Source organism: Qipengyuania triglochinis (genome assembly GCF_054655615.1).
Genome location: NZ_BAAHND010000001.1, coordinates 261317 through 278314, shown reverse-complemented (window position 1 = coordinate 278314; position 16998 = coordinate 261317). Strand labels below are relative to the sequence as shown.

Below are 16998 nucleotides of genomic sequence, written 5' to 3'. Positions count from 1 at the left end.
GGGCCGGATGCAACCGGAGATGCAACCGCTATGGCGGCGGCCCGACGGGTTGCCGGGCCGCCGCATGTACCGATCAATAACGGTAATGTTCAGGCTTGAACGGTCCTTCGACCGGCACGCCGATGTAATCGGCCTGGCCCTGGCTGAGCTTTGTCAGCTGAACACCGAGCTTGTCGAGGTGGAGAGCGGCCACCTTTTCATCGAGCTTCTTCGGCAGAACGTAGACGTCGTTCTTGTAGGCATCGGTGTTCTTCCACAGTTCGATCTGCGCCAGCACCTGGTTGGTGAAGGAACAGCTCATCACGAAGCTGGGATGGCCCGTGGCGCAGGCGAGGTTCACCAGGCGGCCCTTTGCGAGCACGATGATTTCCTTGCCGTCCGGGAACTTCACGAGGTCGGTGCCGGGCTTGAGTTCGGTCCACTCGTAATTGTCGAGCGCCGAGATCTGGATCTCGCTGTCGAAGTGACCGATGTTGCACACGATGCTCATCGGCTTCATCGCCTTCATGTGCTCGGCAGTGATCACGTCTTCATTGCCGGTGGTGGTGACGAAGATGTCGGCGCGCTTCACCGCTTCTTCCATGGTCACGACCTCGAAACCTTCCATTGCCGCCTGAAGGGCGCAGATGGGGTCGATTTCCGTCACCAGAACACGCGCGCCGCCATTGCGCAGCGACTGGGCCGAGCCTTTGCCGACATCGCCATAACCGGCGACGCAGGCGACCTTGCCCGAAAGCATCACGTCGGTGGCGCGGCGGATCGCGTCGACCAGCGATTCGCGGCAGCCATAGAGGTTGTCGAACTTCGACTTCGTCACGCTGTCGTTCACATTGATCGCCGGGAACGGCAGCTTGCCGGCCTTGGCGAGGTGATAAAGGCGATGGACGCCCGTGGTGGTTTCTTCCGACACGCCCTTGATGGCCTTCACCGACTTGGTGAGGTAACCCGGCTTGCGCTTGAGGAATTCCTTGAGCGCGCGCTGCATCTCGATTTCTTCGGCATTCTGCGGCTCGGGCATTTCCTCGCCTGCTTCGATGCGCGCACCCCACAGGGCGAACGCGGTCGCGTCGCCGCCGTCATCCAGAATGAGGTTGGCGGTGAGGTCTTCGTCGCTCTCGGTCGACCAGTCGAAGATCTTGCCGACATAGTCCCAGTAATCTGCAAGGCTTTCGCCTTTCACTGCAAAGACCGGAATGTCCTGCGCAGCGATGGCGGCAGCGGCGTGATCCTGCGTCGAGAAGATGTTGCAGGTTGCCCAGCGTACTTCGGCACCCAGCGCGACCAAGGTTTCGATCAGCACAGCAGTCTGGATGGTCATGTGGAGCGAGCCCACGATGCGCGCGCCCTTCAGCGGTTGCGCGTCGCCATATTCCTCGCGCGTGGCCATCAGGCCCGGCATTTCGGTTTCGGCGATCCGGATTTCCTCGCGACCATAATTGGCGAGGCTGATGTCCTTGATGACGTAATCGTTGAATTCGGCCACGGGCGGTCCTTTAGCAATATCCATAACAAAAGTGCCGCAAGCAAAAATGAGGCGGCACCGTGATTGCGCCGCCCCTAGCCTGTGGAGGGATACAGAGCAAGTCGCCCTCCCCCTCGGTAAAGAACACGAATGCGTCAGCGACGCGCCCAGAGGCCCCCGCTGCGCGGCGCGGGTCCGAGCAGTTCCTCGGCAGCCTGCGCGAGGACTGCCGGATCGCTGTTGCCGGACAGGTCCTCGGTGATTTCCTTGAGCTCCGCGCAGCCGAGCCACGGGTGTCCCTGCCCGTACTCATTGGCCATGCCGACGCTGATACGATCGAGCGCCCGCTTCGCGCCCTTTCTGCCATGCGCCGCAACCAGACCATTCTCCAGCCCGCGGGCGGCCGAGTTCAGCGCGGTAATGTGCCTGGCCGAAAACTTGCGGTAATGCGGCTGGAAATCGTCGGCTCCCATCCGGCAGCGCAGCGATGTTACCATCAGCATGATGTCGAGCCGGCGGATCTGCTCGTCCTGGCTGGCCGCGCTGGCGGCTGTCGGCGCAAGGACGAGGGAGGCGGCCACGGCGGCAGCCCCCATTGTCTTCATGAAATGCATAATACTGGTCTCCCTGGGCGAGCGTCCCGTGCTCACCCGGGGTTTCCTGCACTGTAAAATTTACCGACATTTAAACCCGTGCGGTAAACCCAACTTAACCATCCCACGGCTTGCATGAACGGCGCGGTGCATTAAGTCGCGTGGCAGGATGGGACATACAGGAGTTTCCAACATGACAATCGCAGTAGGCGACCGCTTGCCCGACGTAACGCTGGTCAAGGCAACAGCCGAAGGCCCCGAGAAGGTGCAGTCGGCCGAGTATTTCTCCGGCAAGACCGTGGCTCTTTTCTCGGTCCCGGGTGCATTCACCCCGACCTGCTCGGCCCGCCATCTCCCCGGATATGTGGAAAAGGCCGACGAGCTGAAAGCCAAGGGCGTCGACGAGATCGTCGGCACCGCAGTCAACGATGCCTTCGTGATGGGCGCCTGGAACAAGGCCGCCGGCAGCGACGACATCACCATGCTGGCAGACGGCAATGCCGAATTTGCCGAAGCGGTCGGCCTGACCATGGACGGTTCGGGCTTCGGTCTGGGCAAGCGCGGCCAGCGCTTTTCAATGCTCGTCGAAGACGGTGTGGTGAAGCAGCTGAACGTGGAAGAGCCGGGCGACTTCTCGGTCTCCAGCGCGGACCACATGCTCGGCCAGATGTAAGGGCCTTCTCCGGCCGGGTGTGACACCCACCGGGGGATTTACGAAAACTTTGACAGGGGCGGGGTTCATGATCCCGCCCCTGTTCTTCTGGCAGCGGCATCGCCGCGGCGCAACAGCCGGAAAAGCGCGGTAATGTCGGGTTTTTGCCGGATGCCGACCATCTTTCCGCGATAGACGACCGGCTGCACCAGACCATCGTCGACCCACCGAAACAACGTCTCAGTTGTCAACTTCCGCCAATCGGGTCTGGACCGCTGCAAACGCCCGCCTCCAGGCCCGGTCAGCACGTGGTCCCAGGCAAAAGCGAACCCCTCGCCGCCAGCCCGCTCGCGCAACGCGTAAGCGCTCGCACGCGACATGCCCACGCTGCGCGCTGCCGCACTTACCGAGCCGGTGGCATAGAGGCTGGCGAGAAATGCGCACTGCCGCTCCAGGTTCCAGCCATCGCTCCGCGTTCTGAGAGCAGCTGGATGGAAATAGGGCGGACGACGGCGGCAGCGATGGGCGGGACATTTCGGCATCCGCGATGATGCAGCAGAAGCGGACCGTGTAGGAAAGCGCTTCAGCACCGCGCTGCTGCGAGATTGCTCTATCCGCCTTGTCGAATTTTCTTGACCCTGCAGCCCTGCCAAATCTTCCGATCTTCTATATAAGGGAAAGGTGACGGGGAGCGCCTACACGTAAGGCGGTATAAAAAGCAGGGACTAGCACTGAAAAAATGGCCAAAATACTAGCTATTTTTGGCCTACGCTTGATTGGCAGGGCTTTACCGGCCCTGACTATTCTGGCCACGCCCTCCGTCCTTTCCGCCCGCTGCGTTGGTGCCGATATTCCAATTGTCGCCCAGGCAGAACTGGAAACCGGACGGGACCCTGCAAACGCCGTGGGCTGGATCGCCAACACCATCGCTCTCACCGATCCGGCCGAGCGCCGCAAGATCGCCAATCTGTATATGGTTCAGTCGATCGCCTATTCGATGAACGGGCAGGACGTTTCGCCTGCGATCGATGCCGCCACGCGATTGGCCGCCAATTTCTCCGCAGATGATCCGATCAATCTGTTTCTGTCGGTCAGCAAAGCGGCGAGGATAAAGGACGAGGCTGCTCGCGAGCGCCGCTTCGCAGCCATCGCGCGCGCGCAGCAGGAACTCCCCGCCGGCAGCAAAACCAAAAGCTGTCTCGGCGTGGATATCGCCTATTACAACATGCTGGAGGAAGATTGGCGCAAGGCATTCCAGTTCGCCAGCCAGGCTTATCGCAATCTCGATGGCGATCGGAACAGCCGGGCGCGGGCTGAAGCCGCGTCCTTCCTCGCCTCTATCCTGTCCGAAGGCCATCAGTATGAATATGCCAAGCAGCTTCATTCCGAAGCACTGACATTTTTCGAGAAAAATGGCCTGATCGATCTCGCCGCGAACGAACATGTCATCCGCGGCGATACCCAGCTTGAAATGGGGAACTGGCAGGCCGCGCTTGCCGATTTCGAAGCATCGATGGAGCAGGCGCAAAGCTACGGAAACGATTATGCGGTGGCCTATGCCCAGCTGGGTATCTGCGAGGCGAGTCTGGACGGAAATCTGCTCGAACGGGCCGAAGCGACATGCGATGCGGCTTATTCCGCGCTCAATCGGCCTAGGGAACAGGTGGCTCTGGTCGCGGGCGAAGCAAAAGCATCGCTTCTGCTGAAACAGGGGGAGCCGGCGGCCGCGCTATCCCTGCTCGACACAGTGATCTCGAGCAGGTTCGAGGCAGCGACAGCCGAGGACCGGGCCGCAGCATACCGGAGCCGCGCCGAGGCGCTTTCCGCGCTCGGTCGTTACCCGGATGCCTATCGGGATATGGTCAGGGCCGACCGAATTTCCGAAGATCTGAACGCGCGCAATCAGAGCAATGCAAACGCGATCGCGCAGGCGCGCTTCCAGACCGAGGAATTGCAGAACGATTTAACCCGGGAACAGGAAGCAAGCGAGGCAAGAAAGCGGATCGCGCTCCTTATCCTGATCTGTACGGTGACGGTTCTCTTGCTGCTCGGCCTTCTCGTCCTGACCTTGCTCGATCACCGCCGCAAGTTTCGTAAACTCGCGATGGTCGATCCGCTTACCAATCTATCGAATCGCCGGGCCACGCTAAATCAGGCGAAGGCAGCTCTGCGCGATGCTGGCGCGAACACCCCGCCCGCGACGATCGCCTTGCTGGATATCGATCACTTCAAGCGCTGCAACGATAAATACGGCCACGATGCGGGTGATGAAGTCCTGCGGGAATTCGCGCGCATCATAAATGACGAAATGCGGACTGAAGACATTGTGGGGCGATGGGGCGGCGAGGAGTTTCTCGTGATCTTTCCGCGGACCCGCGCCGATGAGGCAGCCGCTGCGATTCAGCGCATCCGCTCTGCCGCAGAACGCGAAACTTTTGCCTTCGCGCCGGACTATGCCCTGCAGTTCAGCGCCGGGATTGCCGAGCTTGATGAAACCGAAAGCGATTTGCGGGAATTCATCAAGCTGGCCGACCGTCGGTTGTATGCTGCGAAAGCCGAAGGACGGAACCGTACTTCGGCCGAAGGTTGCGGGATCGATGTTCTGGCATCGCTTCGCAGGAGCGAACCGGACCGTCGATCCCTTTCCTGATTCTCGCAGCCACGGCTGGCGGTCCGGCTTTTAGCCGTATCCCATCAGCCGCAATACTTCCTCGCGGCTGCGCGGATCGTCGAGGAAGGTACCCATCATGCGGCTGGTGACCATGCCGACGCCGGGCGTGCGGACACCGCGCGCCGTCATGCAGCTATGCTGCGCATCGATCACCACGGCCACGCCCTGCGGATTGAGGTGTTCCCAAATGCAATCCGCCACTTCCGCGGTCAGGCGTTCCTGCACCTGCAGGCGGCGCGCGAAACCGTGGAGGACGCGGGCCAGCTTGGAGATGCCGACTACCCGGTCATTCGGCAGATAGGCGATTGCCGCCTTGCCGATGATCGGGGCCATGTGGTGTTCGCAATGCGACTGGAAGGGAATATCCTTGAGCAGGACGATCTCGTTATATCCGCCCACTTCCTCGAACACGCGGCGCAGGTGAATGGCGGGATCTTCCTCGTACCCCTGGCAATATTCCTTCCATGCGCGCGCTACGCGGGCCGGAGTGTCGAGCAGGCCTTCGCGCGTCGGATCGTCACCGGTCCATTCGATCAGCGTGCGGATCGCATCCTGCACGTGATCGGGGACCGGCGGTTTGCCCAGCGGATTGTCTTCATCGGGCCCAACGAGGCTGCTCACTTCTTGCGTTTCCTTCTGATCTTGTTGCGCATCCGCGCAAGACGGCTTCCCTTGCGGAAAAGGCCGCCTTTGGCAAATGGCTCGAACAGGTCCTCGGGATCTTCGGGGTCAAGCAGGCCGCTATCCGCCACCTTCTCCTCGACCTCGTTCAGCTCGGGCGGATGATAGCGCATCAGGTTCCGGCCGCTTTCGGTGATCGAATGATCGATCATCGCCGCCATCGAGCCATGCCGTTCGAGCAGTTCGCCGATCTCGTCTTCTTCCAGACCGCAATGTTCAGCCAGCAGCGAATAGCGGATACGCCGGATGGGGTCTTCGGCGTGACCGTTTCCTTCCCGTTCGCAATCCACGAAGACATCGCATTCGCTGTCGAGGCCCATGGAACGATTGTTCATATTGGCCGATCCGATCCGGAATATCCGGTCGTCCACGATCATGATCTTGGCATGGACATAGATCGGGGTGATGCCGGAATAGGGCGTCCAGATAGTGAAGCGGCCCTTCTCGTCGGCCTCCTCTATGCAGCGAACCAGTTCCGCACGGGCATGATCCATGGCCTGCTGTTCAAGCCAGCCATCGGCGTGGCGCGGGTGGACGATCACGATTTCGGGTGGATCGTCTTCCTGCATCCGTTCGAGCATGGCCTCGCAAATCGCGCGCGAGGCGAAATATTGGCTTTCTGCATAAATGAACTTCTTGGCGCGCTTGATATGTTCGACGAACAGGTTCTCGATCTCGTCGACTTTTTCCCATTCGCGGTGGGCCGCGCGAGTCCGGGCGATGCCGACTTCGACATTCTCGAATGTCGGTTCCAGCCCGTCGGGCCACAGGCTCCGGTCGGTGCGCTGGACGGGAAGCAAGGGCGTACCCCCTGCCCTGATCCAGCGATCGCGGCCTAGATCGCTGAGCGCATCGGCAATCTCGCCTTCCATCATCATCGTCGCGTCATGCCAGGGTTCGTACCCTCCCCCACGCGGCGTCTTGCGCAGGGGTTCGTCCTCATTGTGATCGCGCGTGTCCCAGCGCTTTACCGTCATGTCGATACCGCCGCAGACGGCCAGCGAATTGTCGAGCACGGCGATTTTCTGGTGATGGCTGCACCCGGTGGGGTGCGCGCTGTCGAACTTGAAGTCGATTCGGTGATGCCGCGCCCAGCGGGTAAGGTCCCACCACATCGATCCGCGCACGACGAATTTGAAAATGCCGAAGCTCCATTTGAGCATGCGGATTTCCAGAGTAGGTCGATGCCGGACCAGCCAGCTGATGAAGCTGCCCAGCCGGACCGGATACTCGCGCTTGGTCGGTCGCTGCCACCAGCGGCGGCCTTCGGCCAGATGGATGCGGGTATCGAAATCCCAGCCGATCAAAAAGATGCGATACCGTGCTTTCAGCATCGCTTCCTGCATCGCCGCGAAATAATCAGCGGCGTCGATGAGGACGGCCGCCCGATCCACCTTGGCAAAGCGCCAGACGCTCGGGGAGACACTATCCCCGATGCGCGACACAGATTTTGGATCGGGCGTATCTTCGCCCTCTTCTATTACCCCCTCATCAAGCACGGTTATTCTTTCGCGTCCTCTTTCTTTTCGGGCGTCACTTCGGCGTCGTCCATCTCTTCCTTCTTACGGCGCTCGAAGACCGAACGCATGTGCTCAAGGTCTTTTTCATCGAGATATTTGGCAAAGTCGGGGAAGTGGTCTTCCTCTTCCTCGTCGATGTGATGGCGATAATCATGGTCGAAGGTCTTGAACTTGGTCAGCCAGCCACCTTCCGACATGTCGGTTGCGGCAAGATCGTTGAGCGCTTCCTCGATTTCGTGGTGCTCGGCAACCGAATGGCGCGTTTCGCCCGTGGTCGGCGGCTTGCGTAGCATGGTGGAATAGAGCGCCTGCTCTTCCGCGGCGGCGTGCGACTTCAGTTCCTTGGTCAGTTCCTCGAACAGCTGTTCGCGCTCGGCGCTGTCGCCGCTCGTCTGCATCAGCTTGTCGAGCAGTTCGCGATGTTTGTCGTGATCTTGCTTCAGGCGGTCGAATATCTCTTTAGTGTCGGCCATGTTCGGTAAACTCCTTCGGTTGCAGAACAGGCGGATGTTGCGGCGGTTCCGCAATTCTTGAAACGGCCCTGCGCGCTCCGCATATTCTCTGGCATGACGAACCAGCCCACGGGGCCCACCAAAGCCCATATGCAGCAGATGGCAGAAGCGGTCGTCGCTTCGCTACCGGACCATTTCCGCGCGCAGATGGGCGATATCGTCCTGCAGGTGGAAGATTTCGCCACACCCGAACAGCTTGCCGCGGTGGACTTGTCTAACAAGTGGGAGTTGAGCGGTCTCTACCAGGGGGAGGCTTTGCCCGACCGCTCGATCTGGCAAAGCCACCGCATGCCCGCACGCATCTGGCTGTTTCGAGAACCGCTGATTGCCGAATGGCGGGAAACGGGCGTGAGGATGGACGATCTCGTGCGGCACGTCGTCATCCACGAGGCAGGCCACCATTTCGGCTTCAGCGATGACGATATGCACGCGCTGGAAGATAAGGCAGAATAAGAGTTCGTTCGGGCGGTGCGTGACAGCCCGCTTCCTTTGCGAATTCAAAGAATTACCAGCCAAAAACCAAAGAAGCCCACGACCCTTGCGGGTCATGGGCTTGTTTGGTGCGCCAGGAAGGATTCGAACCTCCGGCCGCCTGATTCGTAGTCAGGTACTCTATCCAGCTGAGCTACTGGCGCGTTGGAGGGCGGCCAATAGGCAGAAGCTGAGACCTTGGCAACACTTAATCGGTAATTTTTTGAAGCAATTTATCCATCAGCGCGATGTCGAGGGGTGGCCTGTCCAGTGACGCGGCTTCAGCAGGGAGGAACCAGTCCAGCGTCCCGCCCTCCAGCGCGCGGGGAATGCCCCGCCAAGAGCTGCAGCTGTAAAGAAGTATGACAATGGGTAACCGGCTCTCAAGAGGCCCCTCATGTGCGAAGGTTTCGGGAACGAGATCGTCCGGTTTTATCTCAAGATCGAGTTCTTCCCCCACCTCGCGCACCAGCGCTTTTGCGGGCGTTTCGCCTTCTTCGACCTTGCCACCGGGGAACTCCCACAGCCCGCCATGATGCTTGTTATGAGGCCGCCGGTGCATGAGCCAGCGCCCCCGGTCATCTACCAGTCTGATCGCGACCACCGGCATCCATGTCGGTTTTTTTTCCAATCTCGTGATCCCTGAAAAGATTTTCTTAAGACCTCACCCCCTAATCGAAAGGGGTCAGCTACGAAACGACAAGAGGGACAAACCAAGTGGTCCGATTTCTAAAAGCATTGGGACACGACGAACGGGGCGCAACCGCTGTCGAATACGGGCTGATTCTCGCGATGATTTTCCTCGCTCTGGTGGGGGCTCTCGAGACTTTCGGGAAGACGACGACTTCGATGTGGAATCACGTCAGCTCGACGGTGGAGGAAGCTCGCGAAAAATAAAGCGCGAAGAAAAAGCACGCCTGATTAGCAATTTGTCAATCAGTCGGCGTCAGAACGAGGATAGCTCAAGCCGTTGGACGCGGTGAGAGTCGGGTACCGAAGACTGAACCAGGAGACATACCATGAAATTCATCAACAAGCTTCGCAAGAACGAAGAAGGCGCGACCGCAATCGAATACGGTCTGATCGCTGCTCTGATCGCTGTTGCTGCCATGACCGCCATGGGCGCACTCGGCAACCAGCTGGGCGAGACCTTCAACAAGGTCGCTTCGACCATGTCGACCGCGAACGCCGACTAAGTTCTGCGACATCGCATTGAAGAGGGTGGCGAGGGAAACCTCGCCGCCCTTTTTATTTTAATTGTCTCTTTAAATCGAACTCAGCATTAAGCTCAGCTCCCGCGCACCGCGATCTTCACCTTCTGCCCGGCGGTCACGCCTTCGCCTGAAGACAGACCGTTCAACACCCGGAAACGCTCTTCCTGAGCGCTGGGGTAGGCCATCCGACGTGCCAGCGAACTTACCGTATCACCGCGCTGTACCGTTACTACGTCGAGCACGCGTGGCACCACATTGGCAGCTTCCTGTGCCGAAACGCGGCGCACTGACGAGAACATCGAATTGAACGTGCCTGCACTGCCCGCCGGTGTGATTGCGAGGAAGTGATAGGCGCGGTTGTTACCGAATTCATAAGCAAACACCGTGACATCGACCTGACCGTTGCCGTTGTTTACACGTGCCGTACCATATGCCGCAGGCAAGCCATTTACCGTAGTCGTCTGGATGCTGCCGGGCCGGATTTGCTGCTGCTGGCTCAGCCCGGCAAATACCGAATTCACGTAATTCTGAAGATTGCCGTTATAGGGCGCCAGCGAGAATTGTGCCTTGCCGCTTTGTCCATTGATCGAAACGGCGCTAGTGCTGTTGACCATGTAGAAGCCCTGCGGCGCGGTGAAGGCAAGCTGTAGCTCGGGGTGAATGAATTGCCGCCCCTCGACAATCCCCTGCGCCGGATCGTCACCATAGGTCAGGCCATCGATTCGCGTCAGGAACGTATCGCGATTGGTTACCCCGGTGAGGCCTTGCGCCTGGCTTGCAGCAGCTTGGACACGGCTGGCCGGATCGGGGTGGGTCGATGCCCATTCCGGCAGGCTTGCATTATCGCGCCCCTGAAGCCTCGCATCAAGAGCGTTCTGCGCTGCAAGGCTGGCCAGAACGGTCGCCATAGCGCGCGGATCATAGCCAGCCTTGTTAAGATACTGGATGCCCATCTGATCCGCTTCAAGCTCTTGGCTGCGAGAGAACTTCAGCGTCAGCATCTGCGAGCCCTGCAAAGCCGCCTGACCGATCTGCTGGCCGAGAGGATTGTTTCCGAGCAATATGCCGGACAGGATCGCAGCACCGGCACCTAGCAGCGAATTTCGTTGCGCGGCGGCTTGGCGACGCTGCGAATGGCGCAGCGCAACGTGAGCCACTTCGTGGCCGAGAACGCCTGCCAGTTCGGCTTCATTGTTCATCAGCGTAACAAGCTGCCGGGTAGTATAAACATAGCCGCCCGGAATGGCGAAAGCGTTGTTTACCGGGCTGTTGACGAGGCTGACAGTGAAACTGTCGCGGGCATTGCCCAGTCCGGACTGGACAGCGATCGTCTTGCCGACCTGCTCGACATATTGTGCCTGCGGACCCGTCATCGCCCCGCCGAATTCGGCGAGCAATTCAGGGTGTGCTTCTGCCCCCATCTGCGCTTCGCTCTGCGTAATCGGCTCGGAGGCGCTGGGAATGTTGCCTCCGCCCGGCAAGGCTGCACATCCACCCAAGGCAAGCGAGACGGTTGCGGTGGACGCGGCGGCGATGGATTTGAAGCTGGGCATTGAAAGGCTCCCCTTGCACAGGCGCGCAGGGACACCCCCACGCCCGTAAGTTGTAACTATGCAAGAAGAAACCTAAGCGGCAGACGGTGGTTCCCGCCTGCCAAGCAGAGACCGGGCGTCAGCCCGCCATTTTAAGAAAGCGCTCTTCACGCATCCGCTTGAGTTCATCGGCCGAATTGCGCGACAGCATGTCGAGCTCTTCTCCGATTGCCTGGCCGAGCGATTTGGCCGCCGCGACGGGATCGCGATGTGCGCCTCCGACAGGTTCGCCAACGATGCGATCGATCACACCAAGACGCTCCAGATCCTGCGCCGTCACCTTCATCGCTTCAGCCGCATCGGGAGCCTTTTCCGCGGTGCGCCAAAGGATCGAGGCACAGCCTTCAGGCGAGATCACCGAATAGACCGCATGTTCGAACATCAGCACCCGTTCTGCACTCGCCAGGGCTACAGCTCCGCCGGAGCCACCCTCGCCGACGATGCTGGCGACCATGGGGACCGGCAGCGCCAGACACGCTTCGGTTGAACGGGCAATGGCCTCTGCCTGCCCGCGTTCCTCCGCTTCCACCCCCGGAAAAGCACCCGAGGTGTCGACGAGTGTGACGACGGGCAGTCCAAAGCGTCCGGCCATTTCCATCAGGCGGATGGCCTTGCGATAACCTTCAGGCTTTCCCATGCCGAAATTGTGCCGGATACGGCTGGCGGTATCATTGCCCTTTTCATGGCCGATCAGGACGACCTTGCGCCCGCCAAGCCGGGCAAGCCCGCCCATGATCGCCTCGTCTTCGCCATAATTGCGGTCCCCGCCCAAGGGCACGAACTCGTCAAACGCATGCTCGACATAATCGCGAAAATGTGGCCTTGCGGGGTGACGTGCCACCTGGGTCTTCTGCCACGGAGACAGTGATTCGTAGGTGCTTTCGAGCAGAGTGCTGCTCTTCACCTCGAGCCGACGCAGTTCGTTGGAAATATCGACATCGTCGCCGTCCGCCGCCGCGCGCAATTCCGCGATGCGCTGATCCAGTTCCGCGACAGGTTTTTCAAATTCGAGATAGGAAATCATGGCCAACCCGCTAGTCGCTGGCGCGCGCGCGTGCAAGCGGGTGCCGCTCGTTTACGAGCTTAACCAGCCGCGCGGCATCGACATGGGTGTAGATCTGGGTTGTGGCGATATCGGCGTGGCCCAGCAGCGTCTGCAGCGCGCGCAAGTCCGCCCCACCCTCCAGAAGGTGAGTGGCGAAGGCATGGCGCAGGACGTGGGGGCTCAGTTTTTCGGGCGGCAGGTCAGCCCGCACCGCCAATTCCTTCAGCATCTGGAACAGGCGAATCCGGGTCAGATGCCCGGTACGCGAGGGAAACAACCACCGGGATTCGGTGGGCCGGACCGCCAGCCAGCGAGCCAACGCCTTCTTTGCGCGCGTGCTTACCGGCACCAGCCGGGCCTGCCCGCCCTTGCCGGTGACCGTGAGAAAAGGCTCGTCGCGGGGGACCGCAGATAATGGCAAGGATACAAGCTCGGTGGCGCGCAGCCCCGAACCGTAAAGCAGTTCGAGCATCGTCAGCAGCCTGACCGCTTCGGGCCTTTCACTGCTGGCCTCTGCCTCGGCGCATTGGAAAAGCGCCTCCACCTGAGCGTGGGAGAGGATCTTCGGCAGCGGGCGGCGGGTTGCCGGGCGCGGCAAGGCATGGGTCGGATCATCTTCCCGGTCGCCCTCATCCACGAGGAAACCGAAGAATTGCCGTAAGGCCGAAATCTTGCGCGCCATCGTCGAAGGCGCCAGCGAGGACCACCCTTGCCCAAGCTTGGCCAACTGTGCCGCACTGAGCGTGGCCAGGGCGGATCCTGCCATTTCCTCTGCCTGCCGAAGATCGCGCCCGTAGGCGAGCAACGTGTTGCGTGCCGCTCCGCGTTCGGTCGCCAGCATGGCGAGAAAATCGTCTATATCGCTCATCCGGGCCCTCAGGCGCGAGCGACCGCCTCCGCTGCGATCATCCGCGCTTCTGCTTCCAGCCCGACCCGGTTGAGTGCGGAGACGATGTGATAGAGATGACGCGCCGTCATCTGGTTCCACTCCGTACCCTGCATCCCGAGACCGGCCAGAATACTCACCAGAGCAGCATTGTCTGCTGCAGCAGCGCGGTCGATCATTCGCGTCCAGGCAGTCGGTGCTTCGAGATCGACGCCGAGCGTATCGCTATATTCGGCAATGTTGCCGGAGGAGAACCGGCCGAGCCCGGCCAGTCCGGCAAGGAACATGCGCGATTTGCGCTTGCTCGATGAGCCGTCGTTATCCTCGAAACTGCCGAAATCGCCATCGCTGACATCGCCGCCGGACGGGTTTGCAAGGGCCAGCAAGGCCCAGCCGATCGAGCCCGTGTCGACGACATCGGCCCAGCGCATGGCATCGCGATCGAGACCGGCAGTCAGCATGGAAGCGATCAGCTTGCCGGAATCGCTTTCGAAATCCGATGTCGGCGTCAGCCGCGCCGCGGCATAGGCAGTGAGAACGAGCCGGCCGTAATCCGTGTCATCGCCGCCCCACACATCCTTGATGGCCGCAAGCCGCCCAGTTGCAGAAGCGTCGGTATAAGCATCGCCCAGCCGGATCGCGGTGGTAAGGCCTGCGCTCTGTTCCTCATTCGCGCGCATCGCATAGAGCTGGGAATAGAGGTCAACCATTGCTTCGGCGGACAGGATTCCAGACGCAGCCGCTGTATCGGCACCGCGCAGCCGTTGCACGGTCGGGAGCGCTGGTATGAGAGCCGAAGACTTGAGATAATACGGTCCCAGATCTTCGGATAGCTGCTCGGGCAGATCGATACTGAGAGCGTTGGCCAGCGCGAAGCGCCAGGGGTTCATCTCATCCACCCCGTCCCATTCGATGGTGACGGCGCGGCGACCCTGGCCGGCCGACCCGGCATACCGCTGGGCGAGAAGCACATCGATCCGGTCGTCTTCCGTCCGGTTTAGCAGGCGACGCAGATCGTTCTGCGCGCCCGTCGCCTCGCCCGCAAATGAAGCGCAGATGGCCTCCAGCATGGACCACTGCATACCTTCGCCGCTGACACCGTCGAGCCTTACCACGGGGCAGGCTCCGACGATATCGCCCGTGCCGAGATATGCTCCCATCGCCGCATTGACGAGCGCGCCGTTGTAGTTCGCCGCGTCGACATCCTGGACCAGGGCGCGCGCTGCCGCATGTTCGCCCATGGAATTCAATGTGCTGGCACGAAGCGCCGCGAAATCGACTTCGCTCATTCCGACCGGCGCATTGAGACGGCTGGCGAGCGCGCGCCGCAGAAGAATGTGCCCCCAGCGAGAAATCACCGGGCCCTGCGAGGCAGCGAGCGCGGCCTGGACAATCGAACCGGGCTGGCGCGCGAGCGAGCCGGTGGGAAAACCGCCTTCACCCGGACCGATGACACCGATTTCCTCGGTCGAACGCTGCGCTGCCGGCGGAATGTCGTAACGCGGCTTCAGCCCGAACAGTTCGTCCAGCTCGGCCGTGGTCATCGCTTTCAGCTTCGCGGCGGAAGGAATTTCCGATGCGCTGATATTGGACGTATCGACAGTGGTCGGAGCCGGACGCGGCGGGGTTGGCTGTACCACCTCGCCCCCTTCGCTCGGCGCAAGAGCTGGTGCGGGCGCTGGAGCAGGTGCCGGAGCGGGCGCTGGCGCAGGACTTGGAGCAGGCGACTGGGTCGCGGGCGGCAGAATGCTTTCAGGCGCGCGCTGTGCGAGAACGACAGTCGAGGTCAGCGCCAAGGCAGCACCGGCAAGAAGAAGACCGCGGCTCACAGCGCACCCTCCGGTACCTGGACCGACTGGCTGATCGGTCGAAGCGGCTCCTCGCCTCCATCGATCCAGGCCGCAACCAGAATGCCGACGATCGCCAACAGGGCGATCCAACCAAGGGCTGAACGTTTCACGGCCAAGTTTTTCGTATCCTCGTGCAAATATCCATGTGCCTTGCCCGCGCCCTAGCGCATCTATAGGCCGAGCGGCAATGAACAACGCGCACTCTTATCCCAAGGGCGACGATACCCCGCTTCGGATGGCTAGGCCGATCGTGCTGGTCGGCTTGATGGGCGTCGGCAAGACAACTGTCGGAAGGCGGCTTGCAAACGCGCTCGAACTGGATTTCATTGATGCGGACGAGGAAATAGAGCGCGCCGCGAACCGCAGCATATCGGAAATCTTCGAAGCGCATGGCGAAGCCTATTTCCGCGATGGAGAACGCCGCGTGATCGCGCGCCTCATGGAAGAGGGCCACGGTGTAATCGCGACCGGCGGCGGCGCCTTCGTCGACGATGAAACCCGCGCTCTCGTGCTGAAGAATGGCATCGCCGTCTGGCTGGATTGCGATATCGATACTCTGGTCGAACGGACCGCACGGAAGGATACGCGCCCACTGCTCAAGACCGGTGATCCCCGCGCCATCCTGCGCAATCTGAAAGAAATACGCAGCGCGGCCTATTCGCAGGCCCAGATCCATATCGTGACCGACGATGGACCGCATGAGGCGACTGTCGAAAAACTGCTGAAGGAATTGAGCGAATGGCAGTAATCCCTGTCGAGCTGGCCGGGCGAAGCTACGAGGTCCGCGTGGCGCGCGGTCTTCTGAAAAACATCGCGGATGACGCCGCCCCCTTTCTTCGCAAGCAGGCCGTTCCGATTGTCGCCGACGCCAATGCCAAGGCCCATTGGGGCCAAGTCATCGAAGCCTCGCTCAAGGCGCACGGAAAAGAGCCGCTGTGGTTCGAAGTTTCGCCGGGAGAAAGTTCGAAAAGCTGGGAAAGCCTTGCGCGGCTGACCGACTGGCTGCTTGCCCAGGGAGTGGAACGCGGTGACCATGTGCTGGCGCTGGGCGGCGGCGTTGTGGGCGATCTGACCGGTTTCGCCTGCGCCATCCTCAAACGCGGCTGCGGGTTTATCCAATTGCCGACAACCCTACTCGCCCAAGTCGATAGTTCGGTCGGCGGGAAAACCGCGATCAATACGTCGGCTGGCAAAAATCTGGTCGGCGCGTTCCACCAGCCATCGCTGGTTCTGGCCGACCTCGATACCCTCTCCACCCTGCCTGAACGCGAGCTCCGTGCCGGTTATGCCGAAGTGCTCAAATACGGTGTTCTGGGTGACGCAGCCTTTTTCGACTGGCTGGCGCAACATGGGCCTGATGTGGTGGGTCTGCAGCCCTCCCCGCTCGAAGAGGCCGTCGGAGCTAGCGTTGCCGCCAAGGCCCGGATCGTTGCCGAGGACGAGCGAGAGACCACAGGGGCACGCGCGCTTCTGAATCTCGGACATACCTTCGGCCACGCGTTGGAAGCAGAAACCGGCTTTTCCGATAGACTGTTACACGGAGAGGCCGTTGCATTAGGCATGGTGCTGGCTGCGCGCTATTCCGCCCGGCGCGGAGAATTATCGTTGAGCGACGCCGAGCAGGTGAGCCAGGCGGTAGACATGGCCGGCCTGCCCGCAGAAATTTCCGCGCTGGATCTCGATTGTGACGGCAAGGTGCTGGCGGACCATATGCTGCATGACAAGAAGATGGACGCAGGCACCCTGCCCTTCATCCTGCTGCGCGGTATCGGCAACGCTTACCTTGCCGTTGATGTCGACATGGCCGACATAGCGGCCTTTCTCGACGAGCAGTTGCAGGCACACTAGC

Annotated in this window: 19 protein-coding genes and 1 tRNA gene; 7 read left to right on the top strand and 13 right to left on the bottom strand. The window is 60.9% G+C overall.

Going from position 1 to position 16998, the window contains the following annotated elements; translation table 11 throughout:
* Positions 1-73: 73 nt before the first annotated feature.
* Complete coding sequence (ahcY, locus tag ACYQ0G_RS01445; protein WP_460098520.1) at positions 74-1507, bottom strand: adenosylhomocysteinase; 1434 nt, start codon at positions 1505-1507, stop codon at positions 74-76.
* A gap of 110 nt (positions 1508-1617) precedes the next feature.
* Positions 1618-2076: an S-adenosyl-L-homocysteine hydrolase gene (locus ACYQ0G_RS01440; protein WP_460098518.1), complete on the bottom strand. Its 459-nt coding sequence runs from the start codon at positions 2074-2076 to the stop codon at positions 1618-1620.
* Between the two features lie 172 nt (positions 2077-2248).
* Here ACYQ0G_RS01440 and ACYQ0G_RS01435 point away from each other — a divergent pair, with 172 nt between their 5' ends.
* The gene (locus tag ACYQ0G_RS01435) at positions 2249-2728 is read left to right on the top strand and encodes a peroxiredoxin (RefSeq protein ID WP_460098516.1); all 480 of its coding nucleotides are present in this window, start codon (positions 2249-2251) and stop codon (positions 2726-2728) included.
* Between the two features lie 65 nt (positions 2729-2793).
* Here ACYQ0G_RS01435 and ACYQ0G_RS01430 read toward each other — a convergent pair whose 3' ends face one another.
* On the bottom strand, positions 2794-3249 hold the full coding sequence (locus ACYQ0G_RS01430; protein WP_460098514.1) for a hypothetical protein: 456 nt from the start codon (positions 3247-3249) through the stop codon (positions 2794-2796).
* Positions 3250-3446: 197 nt separating this feature from the next.
* On the opposite strand from ACYQ0G_RS01430, the gene ACYQ0G_RS01425 reads away from it, so the two are divergent.
* A complete protein-coding gene (locus tag ACYQ0G_RS01425) occupies positions 3447-5357 on the top strand; it encodes a GGDEF domain-containing protein (RefSeq protein WP_460098512.1) in 1911 nt (636 codons plus the stop codon).
* Between the two features lie 30 nt (positions 5358-5387).
* Here the strand turns inward: ACYQ0G_RS01425 and folE are convergent, their stop codons facing one another.
* Genes folE through ACYQ0G_RS01410 form a run of 3 tightly spaced genes read right to left on the bottom strand, consistent with a single transcriptional unit; the run spans position 5388 to position 8052 of the window.
* Complete coding sequence (gene folE / locus ACYQ0G_RS01420; protein ID WP_460098510.1) at positions 5388-5999, bottom strand: GTP cyclohydrolase I FolE; 612 nt, start codon at positions 5997-5999, stop codon at positions 5388-5390.
* A complete protein-coding gene (locus ACYQ0G_RS01415) occupies positions 5996-7558 on the bottom strand; it encodes a phospholipase D-like domain-containing protein (protein ID WP_460098508.1) in 1563 nt (520 codons plus the stop codon). Before ACYQ0G_RS01415 ends, folE begins: the two co-directional genes overlap by 4 nt.
* A gap of 2 nt (positions 7559-7560) precedes the next feature.
* Positions 7561-8052: a hemerythrin domain-containing protein gene (locus ACYQ0G_RS01410; RefSeq protein WP_460098506.1), complete on the bottom strand. Its 492-nt coding sequence runs from the start codon at positions 8050-8052 to the stop codon at positions 7561-7563.
* A 93-nt stretch (positions 8053-8145) separates the two neighbouring features.
* On the opposite strand from ACYQ0G_RS01410, the gene ACYQ0G_RS01405 reads away from it, so the two are divergent.
* Positions 8146-8544 carry a metallopeptidase family protein gene (locus ACYQ0G_RS01405; RefSeq protein WP_460098504.1) on the top strand — a complete coding sequence of 133 codons (399 nt, stop codon included), beginning with the start codon at positions 8146-8148 and terminating at the stop codon, positions 8542-8544.
* Between the two features lie 105 nt (positions 8545-8649).
* On the opposite strand, the gene ACYQ0G_RS01400 is transcribed toward ACYQ0G_RS01405, so the two are convergent.
* Positions 8650-8726: transfer RNA gene (locus ACYQ0G_RS01400), tRNA-Arg, on the bottom strand.
* A gap of 44 nt (positions 8727-8770) precedes the next feature.
* Positions 8771-9193 (bottom strand): (deoxy)nucleoside triphosphate pyrophosphohydrolase, encoded by a 423-nt coding sequence (locus tag ACYQ0G_RS01395; RefSeq protein WP_460098502.1) that lies wholly within the window; start codon positions 9191-9193, stop codon positions 8771-8773.
* A gap of 86 nt (positions 9194-9279) precedes the next feature.
* On the opposite strand from ACYQ0G_RS01395, the gene ACYQ0G_RS01390 reads away from it, so the two are divergent.
* On the top strand, positions 9280-9459 hold the full coding sequence (locus tag ACYQ0G_RS01390) for a Flp family type IVb pilin (protein ID WP_460098500.1): 180 nt from the start codon (positions 9280-9282) through the stop codon (positions 9457-9459).
* A 122-nt stretch (positions 9460-9581) separates the two neighbouring features.
* Positions 9582-9758, top strand: a complete 177-nt coding sequence (locus tag ACYQ0G_RS01385; RefSeq protein ID WP_460098498.1) for a Flp family type IVb pilin — start codon at positions 9582-9584, stop codon at positions 9756-9758.
* A 92-nt stretch (positions 9759-9850) separates the two neighbouring features.
* On the opposite strand, the gene ACYQ0G_RS01380 is transcribed toward ACYQ0G_RS01385, so the two are convergent.
* The 5 genes from ACYQ0G_RS01380 to ACYQ0G_RS01360 form a co-directional block, all read right to left on the bottom strand.
* The gene (locus tag ACYQ0G_RS01380; protein ID WP_460098496.1) at positions 9851-11329 is read right to left on the bottom strand and encodes a M48 family metalloprotease; all 1479 of its coding nucleotides are present in this window, start codon (positions 11327-11329) and stop codon (positions 9851-9853) included.
* 118 nt (positions 11330-11447) lie between these two features.
* The gene (locus ACYQ0G_RS01375) at positions 11448-12392 is read right to left on the bottom strand and encodes an acetyl-CoA carboxylase carboxyltransferase subunit alpha (protein WP_460098494.1); all 945 of its coding nucleotides are present in this window, start codon (positions 12390-12392) and stop codon (positions 11448-11450) included.
* Between the two features lie 10 nt (positions 12393-12402).
* On the bottom strand, positions 12403-13281 hold the full coding sequence (locus ACYQ0G_RS01370; RefSeq protein ID WP_460098493.1) for a tyrosine recombinase: 879 nt from the start codon (positions 13279-13281) through the stop codon (positions 12403-12405).
* An 8-nt stretch (positions 13282-13289) separates the two neighbouring features.
* Positions 13290-15128, bottom strand: a complete 1839-nt coding sequence (locus tag ACYQ0G_RS01365) for a hypothetical protein (RefSeq protein WP_460098491.1) — start codon at positions 15126-15128, stop codon at positions 13290-13292.
* A complete protein-coding gene (locus tag ACYQ0G_RS01360) occupies positions 15125-15259 on the bottom strand; it encodes a hypothetical protein (protein ID WP_460098489.1) in 135 nt (44 codons plus the stop codon). The genes ACYQ0G_RS01365 and ACYQ0G_RS01360 overlap by 4 nt, the downstream gene beginning before the upstream one ends.
* A 77-nt stretch (positions 15260-15336) precedes the next feature.
* Here ACYQ0G_RS01360 and ACYQ0G_RS01355 point away from each other — a divergent pair, with 77 nt between their 5' ends.
* Positions 15337-15897 (top strand): shikimate kinase, encoded by a 561-nt coding sequence (locus ACYQ0G_RS01355; RefSeq protein ID WP_460098487.1) that lies wholly within the window; start codon positions 15337-15339, stop codon positions 15895-15897.
* Positions 15888-16997, top strand: a complete 1110-nt coding sequence (aroB, locus tag ACYQ0G_RS01350; RefSeq protein ID WP_460098486.1) for a 3-dehydroquinate synthase — start codon at positions 15888-15890, stop codon at positions 16995-16997. Before ACYQ0G_RS01355 ends, aroB begins: the two co-directional genes overlap by 10 nt.
* The last annotated feature ends 1 nt before the right edge of the window (position 16998 follow it).

Bases quoted from the DNA above. Each gene is read 5' to 3' on its own strand.
- ahcY (WP_460098520.1), bottom strand. From the start codon at position 1,507: ATGGATATTGCTAAAGGACCGCCCGTGGCCGAATTCAACGATTACGTC.
- ACYQ0G_RS01440 (WP_460098518.1), bottom strand. From the start codon at position 2,076: ATGCATTTCATGAAGACAATGGGGGCTGCCGCCGTGGCCGCCTCCCTC.
- ACYQ0G_RS01435 (WP_460098516.1), top strand. From the start codon at position 2,249: ATGACAATCGCAGTAGGCGACCGCTTGCCCGACGTAACGCTGGTCAAG.
- ACYQ0G_RS01430 (WP_460098514.1), bottom strand. From the start codon at position 3,249: ATGCCGAAATGTCCCGCCCATCGCTGCCGCCGTCGTCCGCCCTATTTC.
- ACYQ0G_RS01425 (WP_460098512.1), top strand. From the start codon at position 3,447: ATGGCCAAAATACTAGCTATTTTTGGCCTACGCTTGATTGGCAGGGCT.
- ACYQ0G_RS01410 (WP_460098506.1), bottom strand. From the start codon at position 8,052: ATGGCCGACACTAAAGAGATATTCGACCGCCTGAAGCAAGATCACGAC.
- ACYQ0G_RS01405 (WP_460098504.1), top strand. From the start codon at position 8,146: ATGACGAACCAGCCCACGGGGCCCACCAAAGCCCATATGCAGCAGATG.
- ACYQ0G_RS01385 (WP_460098498.1), top strand. From the start codon at position 9,582: ATGAAATTCATCAACAAGCTTCGCAAGAACGAAGAAGGCGCGACCGCA.
- ACYQ0G_RS01380 (WP_460098496.1), bottom strand. From the start codon at position 11,329: ATGCCCAGCTTCAAATCCATCGCCGCCGCGTCCACCGCAACCGTCTCG.
- ACYQ0G_RS01375 (WP_460098494.1), bottom strand. From the start codon at position 12,392: ATGATTTCCTATCTCGAATTTGAAAAACCTGTCGCGGAACTGGATCAG.
- ACYQ0G_RS01370 (WP_460098493.1), bottom strand. From the start codon at position 13,281: ATGAGCGATATAGACGATTTTCTCGCCATGCTGGCGACCGAACGCGGA.
- ACYQ0G_RS01355 (WP_460098487.1), top strand. From the start codon at position 15,337: ATGAACAACGCGCACTCTTATCCCAAGGGCGACGATACCCCGCTTCGG.
- aroB (WP_460098486.1), top strand. From the start codon at position 15,888: ATGGCAGTAATCCCTGTCGAGCTGGCCGGGCGAAGCTACGAGGTCCGC.